Origin of the sequence: Chryseobacterium sp. JV558 (assembly GCF_033712365.1) — a bacterium.
In the GTDB taxonomy this organism is placed as follows: Bacteria; Bacteroidota; Bacteroidia; order Flavobacteriales; family Weeksellaceae; genus Chryseobacterium.
On record NZ_WJHU01000002.1, the window covers coordinates 189911 to 203226 of the forward strand.

Annotated in this window: 10 protein-coding genes, 7 tRNA genes and 1 other RNA gene; 15 read left to right on the top strand and 3 right to left on the bottom strand. The window is 36.7% G+C overall.

Features of this window, described 5'->3' with window-relative positions:
• Positions 1-4 precede the first annotated feature (4 nt).
• The 3 genes from fabF to ssrA all read right to left on the bottom strand — a co-directional run bounded on the left by fabF (position 5) and on the right by ssrA (position 2391).
• Positions 5-1249: a beta-ketoacyl-ACP synthase II gene (gene fabF / locus GFU89_RS06600; protein ID WP_318846399.1), complete on the bottom strand. Its 1245-nt coding sequence runs from the start codon at positions 1247-1249 to the stop codon at positions 5-7.
• A gap of 34 nt (positions 1250-1283) precedes the next feature.
• Positions 1284-1523 (bottom strand): acyl carrier protein, encoded by a 240-nt coding sequence (locus GFU89_RS06605; RefSeq protein WP_002976354.1) that lies wholly within the window; start codon positions 1521-1523, stop codon positions 1284-1286.
• Positions 1524-1991: 468 nt separating this feature from the next.
• Positions 1992-2391: a transfer-messenger RNA gene (gene ssrA / locus GFU89_RS06610) on the bottom strand.
• Between the two features lie 269 nt (positions 2392-2660).
• Between ssrA and rpsU the strand changes: the two genes are divergently transcribed.
• The 15 genes from rpsU to GFU89_RS06685 all read left to right on the top strand — a co-directional run bounded on the left by rpsU (position 2661) and on the right by GFU89_RS06685 (position 13113).
• On the top strand, positions 2661-2858 hold the full coding sequence (rpsU, locus tag GFU89_RS06615; RefSeq protein ID WP_047379266.1) for a 30S ribosomal protein S21: 198 nt from the start codon (positions 2661-2663) through the stop codon (positions 2856-2858).
• A 78-nt stretch (positions 2859-2936) separates the two neighbouring features.
• Positions 2937-3824, top strand: a complete 888-nt coding sequence (locus GFU89_RS06620; protein ID WP_318847155.1) for a tyrosine-type recombinase/integrase — start codon at positions 2937-2939, stop codon at positions 3822-3824.
• Complete coding sequence (locus tag GFU89_RS06625; RefSeq protein ID WP_318846400.1) at positions 3821-4111, top strand: HPF/RaiA family ribosome-associated protein; 291 nt, start codon at positions 3821-3823, stop codon at positions 4109-4111. The genes GFU89_RS06620 and GFU89_RS06625 overlap by 4 nt, the downstream gene beginning before the upstream one ends.
• Before the next feature lie 109 nt (positions 4112-4220).
• A tRNA-Thr gene (locus GFU89_RS06630) sits at positions 4221-4294 on the top strand.
• A gap of 20 nt (positions 4295-4314) precedes the next feature.
• Positions 4315-4395 (top strand) — tRNA-Tyr (locus GFU89_RS06635).
• An 87-nt stretch (positions 4396-4482) separates the two neighbouring features.
• Positions 4483-4555: transfer RNA gene (locus GFU89_RS06640), tRNA-Gly, on the top strand.
• Between the two features lie 89 nt (positions 4556-4644).
• Positions 4645-4718, top strand: a tRNA-Thr gene (locus tag GFU89_RS06645).
• Between the two features lie 20 nt (positions 4719-4738).
• Positions 4739-4819, top strand: a tRNA-Tyr gene (locus GFU89_RS06650).
• An 86-nt stretch (positions 4820-4905) separates the two neighbouring features.
• A tRNA-Gly gene (locus GFU89_RS06655) sits at positions 4906-4978 on the top strand.
• Positions 4979-5019: 41 nt separating this feature from the next.
• Positions 5020-5091, top strand: a tRNA-Thr gene (locus tag GFU89_RS06660).
• A 259-nt stretch (positions 5092-5350) separates the two neighbouring features.
• The gene (locus tag GFU89_RS06665; protein ID WP_318846401.1) at positions 5351-6031 is read left to right on the top strand and encodes a response regulator transcription factor; all 681 of its coding nucleotides are present in this window, start codon (positions 5351-5353) and stop codon (positions 6029-6031) included.
• Positions 6032-7396, top strand: coding sequence for an ATP-binding protein (locus GFU89_RS06670; protein ID WP_318846402.1), 1365 nt, complete (start codon positions 6032-6034; stop codon positions 7394-7396).
• A gap of 217 nt (positions 7397-7613) precedes the next feature.
• A complete protein-coding gene (locus GFU89_RS06675) occupies positions 7614-8855 on the top strand; it encodes a TolC family protein (RefSeq protein WP_318846403.1) in 1242 nt (413 codons plus the stop codon).
• Between the two features lie 4 nt (positions 8856-8859).
• Positions 8860-9945 carry an efflux RND transporter periplasmic adaptor subunit gene (locus GFU89_RS06680; protein WP_318846404.1) on the top strand — a complete coding sequence of 362 codons (1086 nt, stop codon included), beginning with the start codon at positions 8860-8862 and terminating at the stop codon, positions 9943-9945.
• A 69-nt stretch (positions 9946-10014) separates the two neighbouring features.
• A complete protein-coding gene (locus GFU89_RS06685) occupies positions 10015-13113 on the top strand; it encodes a CusA/CzcA family heavy metal efflux RND transporter (RefSeq protein ID WP_318846405.1) in 3099 nt (1032 codons plus the stop codon).
• The last annotated feature ends 203 nt before the right edge of the window (positions 13114-13316 follow it).

A 13316-nucleotide genomic window follows, 5' to 3' on the forward strand; every position in this document is an offset into this window, starting at 1 on the left:
GAATTTAGATTTTCTTAAATAGAACGCAAGCGTTATGCCCGCCAAATCCAAAAGTATTGCTCATGGCTACTTTTACATCTTTCTTCACAGCTGTATTAAACGTAAAGTTTAGTCTGCTGTCAATATTTTCATCATCAGTAAAATGGTTGATGGTAGGAGGAACAATACCATGAATAATAGTTCCCAACGCAGCGATAGCTTCAATAACACCAGCAGCACCAAGAAGGTGGCCCGTCATTGATTTTGTAGAATTAATCTGAATGTCATAAGCGTGCTCGCCTAATAATCTTGAGATTGCATTGGATTCTGCGATGTCTCCTAATGGAGTAGATGTACCATGCATATTGATATGATCTACTTCATCAGCAGTTAAACCTGCATCTTCCAGGCAACTCTTCATTACCAGATAAGCACCAAGGCCTTCAGGGTGCGGAGCAGTCATGTGATGTGCATCAGCACTTAGACCTCCTCCTAATAATTCTGCATAAATTGTAGCACCACGTTTTACTGCGTGCTCATATTCTTCAAGAATGATTGTTCCAGCACCTTCGCCTAATACAAATCCATCTCTGTCTTTGTCAAAAGGTCTTGAAGCTGTTTTAGGATCATCGTTTCTTGTAGAAAGTGCCATCATTGCATTAAATCCACCGACACCACTTGCTGTAACGGCTGCTTCAGAGCCTCCGCATACAATCACGTCTGCTTTTCCTAATTGGATCAGCATTTTGGAGTCAATTATCGCGTTTGCAGAAGATGCACATGCAGATACAGTAGTATAGTTAGGTCCGTGGAAACCGTATTCTATAGAGATATGTCCTGGAGTGATATCCGCAATCATTTTAGGGATAAAGAACGGGTTGAATCTCGGAATTTCCGTATTGGCCCATCCTAACACTTCAGTTTCAAAAGTCTCTAAACCTCCGATTCCGGAACCCCAAATTACACCAACTCTGTTTTTATCTACATTGTCTTCAATAATTCTGGAATGTGCTACTGCTTCTCTTGCAGCAACAAGTCCCAGTTGGGTATTTCGGTCCATTTTTTTAGACTCTTTCTTCTCGAAATGCTGTAATGGATCAAAACCTTTAATTTCGCAAGCGAACTTTGTTTTAAAGTTTGTGGCATCAAAAAGAGTAATCGGAGCGGCACCGCTCTCACCTTTTACAAGATTTTCCCAGTATTCTTTTGCATTATTTCCTATTGGCGTTATTGCTCCAAATCCGGTTACAACTACTCTTTTTAATTCCATAAACTTTGTTTAATTTCTTTTTTGTTGAAGAATATTATTTATTTACTACTTCTTCGATGTAAGCGATAGCGTGCCCTACAGTAGTAATTTTTTCAGCTTGGTCATCAGGGATCTGAATATTAAATTCTTTTTCAAATTCCATGATTAACTCAACTGTATCTAGTGAATCAGCTCCTAAATCGTTAGTGAAGCTAGCTTCAGGAGTTACTTCTGTTTCTTCAACGTCAAGCTTATCAGCGATGATAGCTTTTACTCTTGATGCAATGTCTGACATAGTAAATTATTTTTTTAATTGTTAGATGGTGCAAATATATAAAATTCTTTACGATAAAACATTTTTTTAGCCTTTTTTGTGGACCAGAAGCTTTCATTTTAAATTGTCTCGCTTTAGTCTTTTAGTTTTCAGGAGGTTATATTTGATGTTTAAGTGTAAATATGAAAGCAATCCTGAAAGTTTAAAAATACTTAATAGAAATGACTCTTGGATCTTCTCTTATGCACTTCCATTTTGTGAAATTAGATCTTAGAAAATCAACTTGTCTTTTTTTAATTTGGAGTAAGAGAAAATTGATTTTGAAATCTAAGTTATTGAAAAACTCAGAACTTTTTTCTTTAAGGTACTCCATACTATATTATATAAATTTATATTTTATTGGAACGATGATGAGTAAATCTGAAATTTGAAAAAAAGAGATGAGAGAATGATAAATAAAAAAACCGTTTAGTTCATCTAAACGGTTTTTTGTGGAGTTGGAGGGATTCGAACCCTCGTCCAAACAAGCAATACATAAGATTTCTACATGCTTATTCTACCATTGGTTTTCGACTGAAGGCAGAGGGCAGACACCCAACTTCCAGCTTATCTTCTAAAGTTTTCGAATTTTAGCCGAAGCGTCTAAAATCTTATTCCCGCATTCCTATATCTCAGGATCAAACGCCGCAGAACAGAGCATTTGTGAGATATCTTGCTTCCTTACTATCTTCAGGAAAGCGCTTAGATCTACTATAATTCGATATTAAGCTGCAAGAGCGAACTCTTCGTTGCCAGTTAAAGTTGTGTAGCAAGGGATTAAAGAGATCGCGCTACGGTTCTCTGCATGCTTACTTACCCATTGGTCTTGCTGTCGAAACCAGTCAACCCCATGAATAAAGTGATTGCAAAGATAATGCTTTTTGTTCACATTTCATTAATACGATTGATTTTAATGAAATGAAGTTGTAGAATAGACTGATCTTAACTTTTTTTGGATTTGAATATTTAGTCATTGTGGATAAAAAAAATAGTGTCTAATTAACCTTAAATACTAGGTTTTTGAGGTTAACTACGAATGAGAAGTATTCGTTTGTTAAAATATATTTTGTGATGTAAGAAAAATTGTCTAGTTTTGCAATCCAAAATGAGATGTAAAATATGTTAATAATTCCAGTAAAAGATGGTGAATCCATCGACAGAGCTTTAAAAAAATACAAGAGAAAATTTGATAAAACAGGAACAGTTCGTCAATTAAGATCTAGACAAGCGTTTATCAAGCCTTCTGTAACTTTGAGACAATCAAGGTTGAAAGCTGCTTACAAACAAAGAGCACTTAGCAAAGAAGAGCAGGCTTAAGATTTTTTCTTAACCATATATTAATTCACTTCTTAAATTCTTATATTTGAGGAGTGAATTTTTATTTTTATACCCATGATGCTTGAAAAATTTTTAGAATACTTACAATTCGAAAAAAGGTACTCTCCTCATACTGTTACAAGCTATAAAAAAGATCTTGAAGACTTCTCCCATTTCTTTCTACGAACAGAGTCTTCCGATAATCTGGCCAAAGCAGACAAAAAAATCATCAGAAATTTCATTGTTGAACTAAGCGAAAATAATATTTCGAAAAGAAGTATCAACAGAAAATTATCTTCTCTCCGCAGTTTCTATCTTTTTCTTCTAAAAATAGGCGAAATTAAGGTTTCTCCTACCGAAGGGGTTTCTTCCCTGAAGTTTTATGCTGAAAAGCAGATTCCTATGTCTCAGGAAGAAATGACTGATCTTAATGAAAGGGTTTTCGAACAGCTGCATGATGTGCTTGAAAAATGTATCATGGAAGTACTTTATCAGACAGGTATGCGTAAAGCTGAACTTTGTGGCCTGATATTTGAGAATGTTGACTTATATGAGAATGAATTAAAAGTAATAGGAAAAGGAAATAAAGAAAGGGTAATTCCTGTTTCCAATGAATTGTCTGAACTTCTTAAAAGTTATCTGGAAATAAGAAATCCACAGACAGAATTTAAATCATATTTTTTTGTAAATAAGAAAGGGAAAAAACTCAACGAAAAATTTGTTTATGTGGTAGTTAATAAGTACCTTAGTCTTATAACAACGAAAGAAAAAAAAAGTCCTCACATCCTTCGTCATAGCTTTGCTACTCACGTATTGGATAATGGGGCGGAGATCTCCAAAGTAAAAAAAATATTAGGGCATTCCAGTCTTGCTAGTACTCAAGTTTATACGAATGCTAATATTGAACAATTGAAAAAAGTGTTTAATCAGGCTCACCCTCGAGCTTCAAAAAAAGAAGAATTATGAAGATTTCAGTACAATCAATTGGTTTAACTCCACACGAACCACTAGAGTCACACATTGACAAAAAAGTAAGTAAGTTAGACACCTTCTATGACAAAATTCAGGAGTGTAAGGTGTTTTTGAAAGTAGAAAATAACGCGGATAAAGTTAACAAAACAACAGAGCTTATTCTGGCGGTTCCGGGAGATGATATTGTAGTAAAAAAGACATCTTCAAGTTTTGAAGAAAGTTTGGACCTTTGTGTTGATACTGCTAAAAAGCTATTAATCAAGAAAAAAGAAATGGCTTAGAAAAAAAAGTTAAAAAAAGTTTATAAAAAATTTGAGAATTCAAAAAATCCGTTCTATATTTGCACTCGCAAAAAAGGAACAGCGATCTTTTGAATTCTTTTTTATATTTGCCTCCATAGCTCAGTTGGCCAGAGCACGTGATTTGTAATCTCGGGGTCGTGGGTTCGAATCCCTCTGGAGGCTCATTTTAATATAAAATATCTGGGGAGATTCCAGAGTGGCTAAATGGGACTGACTGTAACTCAGTTGCTTCGGCTTCGTAGGTTCGAATCCTGCTCTCCCCACTATATTTTTTATAAAAAAAACTTGCAAGATTAAATAAGTTTTCTTAGTTTTGCACAGCGTTTACCAATGGTTTTGGAAACAAAATTGCGGAAGTAGCTCAGTTGGTAGAGCGTCAGCCTTCCAAGCTGAATGTCGCGGGTTCGACCCCCGTCTTCCGCTCAAAAAAAGATCTCGATAAGAGTGATTTTTTTTAACACTGAAATGTGTAGAGTAGATTCTCTCAATCACTTTCAGTCTTTTATTAAAATGCCTCCATAGCTCAGTTGGCCAGAGCACGTGATTTGTAATCTCGGGGTCGTGGGTTCGAATCCCTCTGGAGGCTCATTTTAATATAAAATATCTGGGGAGATTCCAGAGTGGCTAAATGGGACTGACTGTAACTCAGTTGCTTCGGCTTCGTAGGTTCGAATCCTGCTCTCCCCACATTTTATATTAATAAAAAACTTGCAAAATTAAATAAGTTTTCTTAGTTTTGCACAGCGTTTACCAATAGTTTTGGAAACAAAATTGCGGAAGTAGCTCAGTTGGTAGAGCGTCAGCCTTCCAAGCTGAATGTCGCGGGTTCGACCCCCGTCTTCCGCTCAAAAAAAATCACGCTATTTAGTGTGATTTTTTTAGTTGATGCCGACTTAGCTCAGCGGTAGAGTGCTTCCTTGGTAAGGAAGAGGTCACGGGTTCAAGTCCCGTAGTTGGCTCTCGATTTTCCCGAATTTCTTCGGGAATTTTTTTTACCCTATTTTTTGAAAATAAGAATGAAGTGATTTTGTTATTGAATAAGTTTTCTAGTTAAACACTTGCTTAAATAAAATCATAAAATTGATTCTATTCAACTTTTGCTCCAGGGTATTCTCCACCTATAAGAATAAAGTACAGAAATGCTTTGAAAATTTTTACTTCACCTTTTAGAATCACAATCATAAAATTTTCGTTAAATTCGTGTAAAATAAATTTTTGATGAATATTCTTTTATTAGAAGATGATCTCATTCTGTCTGCAGAACTTTGCCGATTTTTAGAATCAAATAATTTTAACTGTGATAAGATCTATGACGGGGAAACCTTCCTCCGCCAGATAAAAAATAATACTTACGAACTGTATTTGCTCGACATTAATGTTCCTAAAATAAATGGACTTGATGTCTGCCAGACCATCCGTTCTTTTGATAAGAATACACCTATTATTATCATTTCTGCCTATGGTGACATTTCTGATAAAAAAGATGCCTTCACCAGACTGGCTGATGATTATCTGGTAAAGCCTTTTCAGTTTGAAGAACTTCTTTTAAGAATGAATTCGCTGCTGAGACGAAAAGCACCTTCTGATAGTTCGGATCAGGATATTCTCAGAATTGATGATCTTATTATCAACAAAACCGAGCAGAAGATCTATCGTGGAGGAAATGAAATAACACTTACATTAAAAGAATTTCAGTTGTTAGTTTATCTTGCAGAAGCGCAGGGAAGAACAGTTTCCAAACAACAGATTACAGAACATGTATGGGAACACAATTTTAATACGAATACCAATACGGTAGAAGTTTATATCAATTTCCTGAGGAAAAAGATTGATAAAGATTTTAAAATAAAATTGATCCATACCCGTTCAGGTTTCGGATATTACCTTAGCCCACTATAAATGTCTTTAAAAAGAAAGATAGCTTTAACGATCAGTATCGCCTTTTCACTGCTTTTTGGAATGGTGATGGCGGTCATTTATTTATCTTTTAACGATTTCAGAAGGGACGAATTTAAAGAGCGCTTCAGGCAGAGACTTGAATTTACCTCTCATTTCATTTCAAAATCCAAAGACTTTGAAGAAGAGGCTCCTGTTTTCTTCAATGAAAATTCAGATAATATTCTTTTGAATGAAAAGATTTTGATTTTCAACGAAAAAAAAGAATTGATCTACAGCACAATCAAGGACAGGAATGTCACCTGGGACAGTGCGATGCTTAAGGAACTGGATAAAAAGAAGATTATCTATACGGAAAGAACAGTTCCGGAGATCTATGCCGCACTCAGGACTATTAATGGGGAAGACTATTATATCCTCACCAGTGCCTTTGATACCAACGGAAAATCGAAACTGGGGTATCTGAAATACCTTTTGATCACGGCTTATGCTATGAGTACTCTTCTTATTGGCTTTTTCAGTTATTATTTTGTAGAAAAGTTCCTTCGTCCGCTGGAAGATCTTAACAAAGAGATTTCTGAAGTAACGGCCCATAAACTTACAAAACAGATTCCTGTTGAACAGTCTAATGATGAAGTCAGTGTCTTGGCAAGGTCATTTAATACAATGATCGGAAGGCTGGATGATGTATTTCAGTCACAGAAGGATTTTACAGCAAGTGCTTCCCATGAGATAAGGACACCTATTACAAGAATGGCATTTCAGCTGGAGAACCTTATAAAATTCGAAGAACATTCTCCGGAAACGCTGTCTTCTTTACAGCAGATTCAGCGGGATGTATATCAATTGTCGGATTTGACGAATTCACTTTTGCTGCTTACAAAATTTGATAAAGAAAATATTCAGAGCATTTATGAAGAAGTTAGGATTGATGAAGTCATCTTTGAGGCGTTTGAAGCAGTAGAGAAAAGTTACCCGGAGCTTAAGCTGGATTTTCTGATTAATGAGGATAGTTCTGAAAATGCTTTTCTGACCATAAAGGGAATTCAATCCCTATTGGTCATTGTCTTTATTAATCTCTTTAAAAATGCAGCGGTATATTCTGATAATTCAGAAGTGAACGTTTTGATTACTGAGACGAATGATAATCTCTCTGTAGAAGTTCTTTCCCACGGAAATACTATTTCCGAAGATGAGCAGGCCAAACTGTTTGAGGCTTTCACAAGAGGAAATAATGCCCAGAATATTGCAGGATCAGGGTTAGGCCTCAGGATCGTCAAAAGAATTCTGGAATATCATGATGCTGATATCATCTATTCTTCTCCTGATGAGTATAGTAATAAATTCACTTTAATTTTTAAAAAATAATATTCAAAAGCAACGGCTCCAAAAGCAGTTGCTTTTTTGTTAAACTCCAGATTAAATTTTTAACCAAAAATTCAACAATTGGAGAATAAAATATCTATTCTGCTGTTTTTGTTTTCTCCGAAACGTCCTGTAGAAGGAGATTTTAATATTTTTTTAAGCATCATTTAAGTTTCTTTTAATAGCATCAAAGCAATTTTGTAATTTAAAAAGAAAAACAATGAACAGAATTGCAGTGCTGTGTCTCGCCGTTTCCTCATTCATGGCAGCACAACAGCAGATGTCTCTTTTGGATTGCGAACAAGCTTTTCAGAAGAACAACCTCCAGCTGCTCGCCGAACAATACAACATCAATATGGCTGATGCAGATATTCTGCAGGCTAAAATCTGGGAATTACCGCAACTAAGCGGACAATTTAATGCTTATAATCCTCAGGATAAAAAGATTTTTGATGTCGGTCACTCAAAAGGAGCAGGAATTACTCAATTGATCTATATGGGTGGGAAAAAGAAAAATGAAATTGCTTTTGCCAAATCCAATAAAGAACTTGCCCAACTTCAGTTTTCCCAACTGCTGGCTGATTTAAGATCTCAGCTTCGTTCTGCCTATTTCAACCTTTATTATGAAAAACTAAAACTGGAGAACACCAATAGGCAGCTAGGCTATATGAATGATCTTTTAAACGCCTATCGTGTACAATCTGCAAAAGGAAATGTTTCGCTTAAAGATGCTGTCAGGTTACAGAGTATTGTAATACAGCTGAATCATGATAAACTGGAGATCAATAAAAATATTCTGGATTTTGAACAGAACCTGAAAGTTTTAACTGGAGTTTCGGATGAGATAGAACCAATGATGTCTGAAACTGAAGCTAAAGAATCGCTGGCAGCACAGCCTTTCGGAAATGAAGACGAACTGAAAAGTAAAGCGCTGGAAAATAATGCAGATTACCAATACAATCTGAAACTCATTGACAACAGCAAGCTATATGCACAATGGCAGAAATCCTTGAATGTACCGGATGTGACGGTAGGTGCTGCATGGGATCAGGCAGGTGGAACCTTTAATAATGAAGCAAACTTAACCTTAGGAATTCCTTTGCCTTTATGGAAAGCGAATCAGGGGAATGTGGTAAAAGCAAATTATGCTATTCAGCAGAATCAGAAAAATGCAGACTTTCAGAAACTGACGCTGGAGACAAAAGTTCAGTCTGCTTATAAAATCTGGAAAGCCCGGTATGAGCAGCTTCTGGACATCAAAACTACAGATCTGCAAAATATGGATCTCGTATATAACGGGATGCTGAACAATTTCAGAAAAGGAAATGTCAACCTGATTGAATTTACAGACTTTATGGATAGCTACAGAGAAACAGCCCTTCAGATCTATGATATGAAAAATGAGATCATGCAGTCCGCAGAACAGCTTAATCAACTAGTACAAACGAAAATCTTCTATTAAAATCATGAAAACATATATTATCCCCGTATTGATGGCCCTTTCATTATTGGCCTGTTCAAAAAAAGAGGAAGAGAAAACCAATCACGCCAAAAAAGGATTTGAGCTGAGCAACACAATGCTGAATTCTATTTCTCTGGCAAAAGTTGAAAAAAAGAATATAGAAGATGAATACAGCTTTTACGGAAAGATCTCTGCAGACAAAAATAGCTACATAGATGTTTACCCGTTGGTAGGAGGAAATGTGATGAGTGTAAATGTAGAGCTGGGCGACTATGTGAAAAAAGGACAAGTGCTGGCAACAATCAGGAGTACCGAGCTTGCGGAAATTCAAAAAGATGTAAGTGATGCCAAAACAGATATGGTAGTGGCGAAAAACAATCTTCGTGTTGCAAAGGAGCTGTACGAAGGAAAACTGAACACAGAAAGAGATGTGCTGGAAGCTAAAAGCCAGTTACAAAAAGCCGAAGACCAATTGCAGAGAGCGGCAGCAGTAAGTACGGTTTACAATGTGAAAACCGGAAATATATACAGTGTAGTAGCACCCATCAACGGTTATATTGTTCAGAAAAGTATCAATAAAGATATGCAGCTGAGAAGTGACAGAAGTGATAATATCTTTGATGTTGCCAATACAACCAATGTGTGGGCAATTATGAATGTCAACGAATCGGACATTGATAAAATCAGTCTGGGCATGAAAGCTCAGGTATCTACTCTTTCTTATCCGGATAAAGTTTTTGACGGGAAAATTGATAAAATATTCAAGATTATTGATCCGCAGACCAACGCCATGCAGGCAAGAGTGGTACTGGATAATGCCAATGGATTGCTGATCCCCGACAGTAAAGCAACGATAAAAGTTTCCAGCCTGGAAAGCAATACTACATTGACTGTTCCATCCAAAGCCGTGATTTTTGATGATAACAAAAGTTTTGTTGTGATTTTTAAATCAAGAACAGATGTGAAAGTCAGAGAAGTTAAAGTATTAAAGCAGGTAGGAGATGTCACTTATATTGCGGAAGGGCTGAAAGAAGGAGAGGAAGTGATTACCAATAACCAGCTGCTGATATACCGTTCGCTGAACAGCTAGTCTTATTAAACCATTAAGAATATTGATATTTTTCTTTAACGGCTTTTTTAGGTCATCAATTTATCTATCATGAATAAATTCATAAAAAATATAATCGCTTTTTCGTTAAAAAATAAAGCATTTACCTTTATCTGGGTAGCAATTTTAGCCATCTCCGGGTTTATAAGTTTCAAAAATATGCCTATTGAAGCTTTTCCGGATGTTACCAATACCCAGATTGTAATCATTACCCAATGGAATGGACGTAGTGCAGAAGAAGTAGAACGCTTTGTCACTACACCCATTGAATTGGCGATGAGCCCGGTTCAGAAGAAAACAAGTGTGAGAAGTACCACCATGTTTGGTCTTTCCATTGTTAAAATTCTGTTTGACGATGGGGTGGACGATACTTTTGCCAGAAATCAGGTCAATAACCAATTAAGAACCATTAGCCTTCCTGATGAGGTAGATCCTGAAGTACAGCCACCCTACGGGCCAACCGGTGAGATTTTCAGATATACACTGGAAAGTAAAACAAAAGATTCCCGAGCGCTGCTTACTTTACAAAATTGGGTTATAGACCGCGCTTTAAGAGGTGTTCCCGGAGTCGCTGATATCAATGTCTTCGGAGGCCAGGATAAAGTATTTGAACTAAGTATAGACCCAAGAGCGCTGGATAAATACAATCTGACACCACTTCAGGTATATGATGCCGTTACCAAGAGTAACCTGAATGTAGGAGGAGATGTCATTGAAAAAAATGGGCAGGCCTATGTTGTAAGAGGGATTGGTTTGGTGAAATCAGTGGCTGATATCGGAAATATTACCATTCAGAATGACAGCGGAAACCCTGTTCTCGTAAAAAATGTAGCAGAAGTTCACGAAAGTTCCATGCCCAGAGTAGGGCAGGCTGCTTTGAATCATCATGATGATACGGTAGAAGGAATTGTTGTAATGAGGAAAGGAGAAAATCCAAGAGAGGTTTTGGTAGGAGTAAAGGCTAAAATTAAAGAGCTTAATGAAAAGATTCTTCCAAAAGATGTTAAAATGGTTACTTTCTACGATCGTGACAATCTGATGGATTTTACCACCCATACCGTAATGCACAACCTTATCGAAGGAATTGTATTGGTAACGGTGATTGTTTTAATCTTTATGGCCGACTGGAGAACAACGTTGATTGTTTCCATTATTATACCTCTATCCTTACTCTTTGCATTTTTATGTTTAAAACTGGCCGGGATGAGTGCCAATCTGCTTTCATTAGGAGCGGTAGACTTCGGAATCATCATAGACGGAGCCGTCGTCATGGTAGAAGGATTATTTGTAACGCTCGATCATAAGGCAAAAAGATACGGAACGGAAAAGTTTAATAAGTTGGCAAAAGGAGGCTGGATCAAACAGACCGGAACCGGATTGGGAAAAGCCATCTTCTTTTCAAAATTAATCATCATTACTTCCCTGATTCCTATTTTCTCATTTCAGAAAGTAGAAGGAAAGATGTTCTCTCCTTTGGCTTTTACACTCGGATTTGCATTAATTGGAGCATTAATATTCACATTAACTCTGGTTCCTGTTCTTTCCCATCTCCTTTTAAATAAAAATGTAAGAGAAAAAAATAATCCGTTTGTTAATTTCTGGGATAAAATCGTATTGAAAGGCTTTAATTTAACATTTAAACATAAAAAAACGAGTATGATCGTTGCCATCTCTTTCCTGGTTGTCACTTTATTTTCCGGTAAATTTTTAGGAACAGAATTCCTGCCCCAGTTGAATGAAGGTTCCTTATGGATCACGGCTGAAATGCCGATGAGCTCCTCATTAAAAGAATCTCTGAAAACAGCAGACCTTTTAAAGAAAGACATTATGAGTTTTTCTGAAGTTACAGATGTTCTGGCACAAACGGGGAGAAGTAATGACGGAACAGACCCTAATGGATTTGGATTCGTACAGTTTGCTGTGAACCTTAAGCCAAGAGAAGAGTGGAAGCGTAAGATCACGTATGATGAATTGATTAATGAAATTGATATAAAACTCAGAAGTTATCAGGGAATTACTTTCAATTATTCCCAGCCGATTTCAGATAACGTAGCAGAAGCAGTAGCAGGATTTAAAGCAGAAAATGGAATCAAAATCTATGGTGACAACCTGGAAACCCTGGATAAATTAGCCAATGAAATTCTCTTAAAAATTAAAGATGTAAAAGGCGTTAAAGATCCCGGAATTATTAAAAATATCGGTCAGCCGGAAGTAAGCGTTGTACTGGATAGAGATAAAATGGCTGCTTATGGCGTAATGCCGGCAGATGCACAGGCTGTACTGGAAATGGCTTTTGGTGGGAAAACCGCTTCAGAAATGTTTGACGGTGAAAGAAAATTCCCGATCCGTCTGCGCTATTCTCAGCAATACAGAACCAATGAGAACGATATTGCAGCTTTGATGGTTCCTACCCAGGATGGAGCAAAGATCCCTTTAAAAGAAATAAGTACCATTGTTAAAGATAACGGGGCTGCATTTATTTACCGTGACAATATCAAACGATATATTGGGGTTAAATTCTCAATCCGTGACAGAGATTTGGGAAGCACCATTGCCGATGCCCAGAAAAAAGTTGAAACCATTGAACTTCCGGACGGATATTCCGTAGGATGGACCGGTCAGTTTGAAAACCAGCAGAGGGCCTCTCATAGATTGACACAGGTGGTACCCGTAAGTATTCTGATGATTTTCTTCTTGTTGTTTATTCTATTTGGAAATATGAAGGATTCCCTTCTGGTATTGGCCAATGTACCTTTTGCTTTAATAGGAGGAATCATTGCCTTACATGTTACCGGAATCAATTTTGGAATTTCTGCCGGAGTAGGAATGATTGCCCTCCTCGGAATTTGTATTCAGAACGGGGTAATTCTTATCACAGAATTTCATCAGAACGTGAAAGACGGTCTTGATATAGACTCTGCAATATTAAATGGGGTGAAATCCAGAACAAGACCGATAATTATGACTGCGCTTATGGCCTCTATCGGATTGATGCCGGCAGCATTGTCTACAGGAATAGGGTCAGAATCTCAAAAGCCTCTGGCTATTGTCATCATTGGAGGGCTCATTACAGCCACTGTACTTACGCTCCTTATTTTTCCAATTATTTTCTGGATATTCAATAGGACAAAAAAGCTCAGCCACATGTGATTTTTCTTTCATTTATATATTAATTGAGCCTGGAATATTCTGTATTTCAGGCTTTTTCATAAAAGGTTTCAGAAAGTTTTTTTCAATCAGGAAAAATATGTAAATTTGCAGTCTCAATACGTTAAATATAAGGTTTGTCCTTCACTGGATGAGAATATTGAAAGTTTTTTTAATAAAAAGTTTTTGGTATTTAAAAATTCATT

Bases quoted from the DNA above. Each gene is read 5' to 3' on its own strand.
- fabF (WP_318846399.1), bottom strand. From the start codon at position 1,249: ATGGAATTAAAAAGAGTAGTTGTAACCGGATTTGGAGCAATAACGCCA.
- GFU89_RS06605 (WP_002976354.1), bottom strand. From the start codon at position 1,523: ATGTCAGACATTGCATCAAGAGTAAAAGCTATCATCGCTGATAAGCTT.
- rpsU (WP_047379266.1), top strand. From the start codon at position 2,661: ATGTTAATAATTCCAGTAAAAGATGGTGAATCCATCGACAGAGCTTTA.
- GFU89_RS06620 (WP_318847155.1), top strand. From the start codon at position 2,937: ATGCTTGAAAAATTTTTAGAATACTTACAATTCGAAAAAAGGTACTCT.
- GFU89_RS06625 (WP_318846400.1), top strand. From the start codon at position 3,821: ATGAAGATTTCAGTACAATCAATTGGTTTAACTCCACACGAACCACTA.
- GFU89_RS06665 (WP_318846401.1), top strand. From the start codon at position 5,351: ATGAATATTCTTTTATTAGAAGATGATCTCATTCTGTCTGCAGAACTT.
- GFU89_RS06670 (WP_318846402.1), top strand. From the start codon at position 6,032: ATGTCTTTAAAAAGAAAGATAGCTTTAACGATCAGTATCGCCTTTTCA.
- GFU89_RS06675 (WP_318846403.1), top strand. From the start codon at position 7,614: ATGAACAGAATTGCAGTGCTGTGTCTCGCCGTTTCCTCATTCATGGCA.
- GFU89_RS06680 (WP_318846404.1), top strand. From the start codon at position 8,860: ATGAAAACATATATTATCCCCGTATTGATGGCCCTTTCATTATTGGCC.
- GFU89_RS06685 (WP_318846405.1), top strand. From the start codon at position 10,015: ATGAATAAATTCATAAAAAATATAATCGCTTTTTCGTTAAAAAATAAA.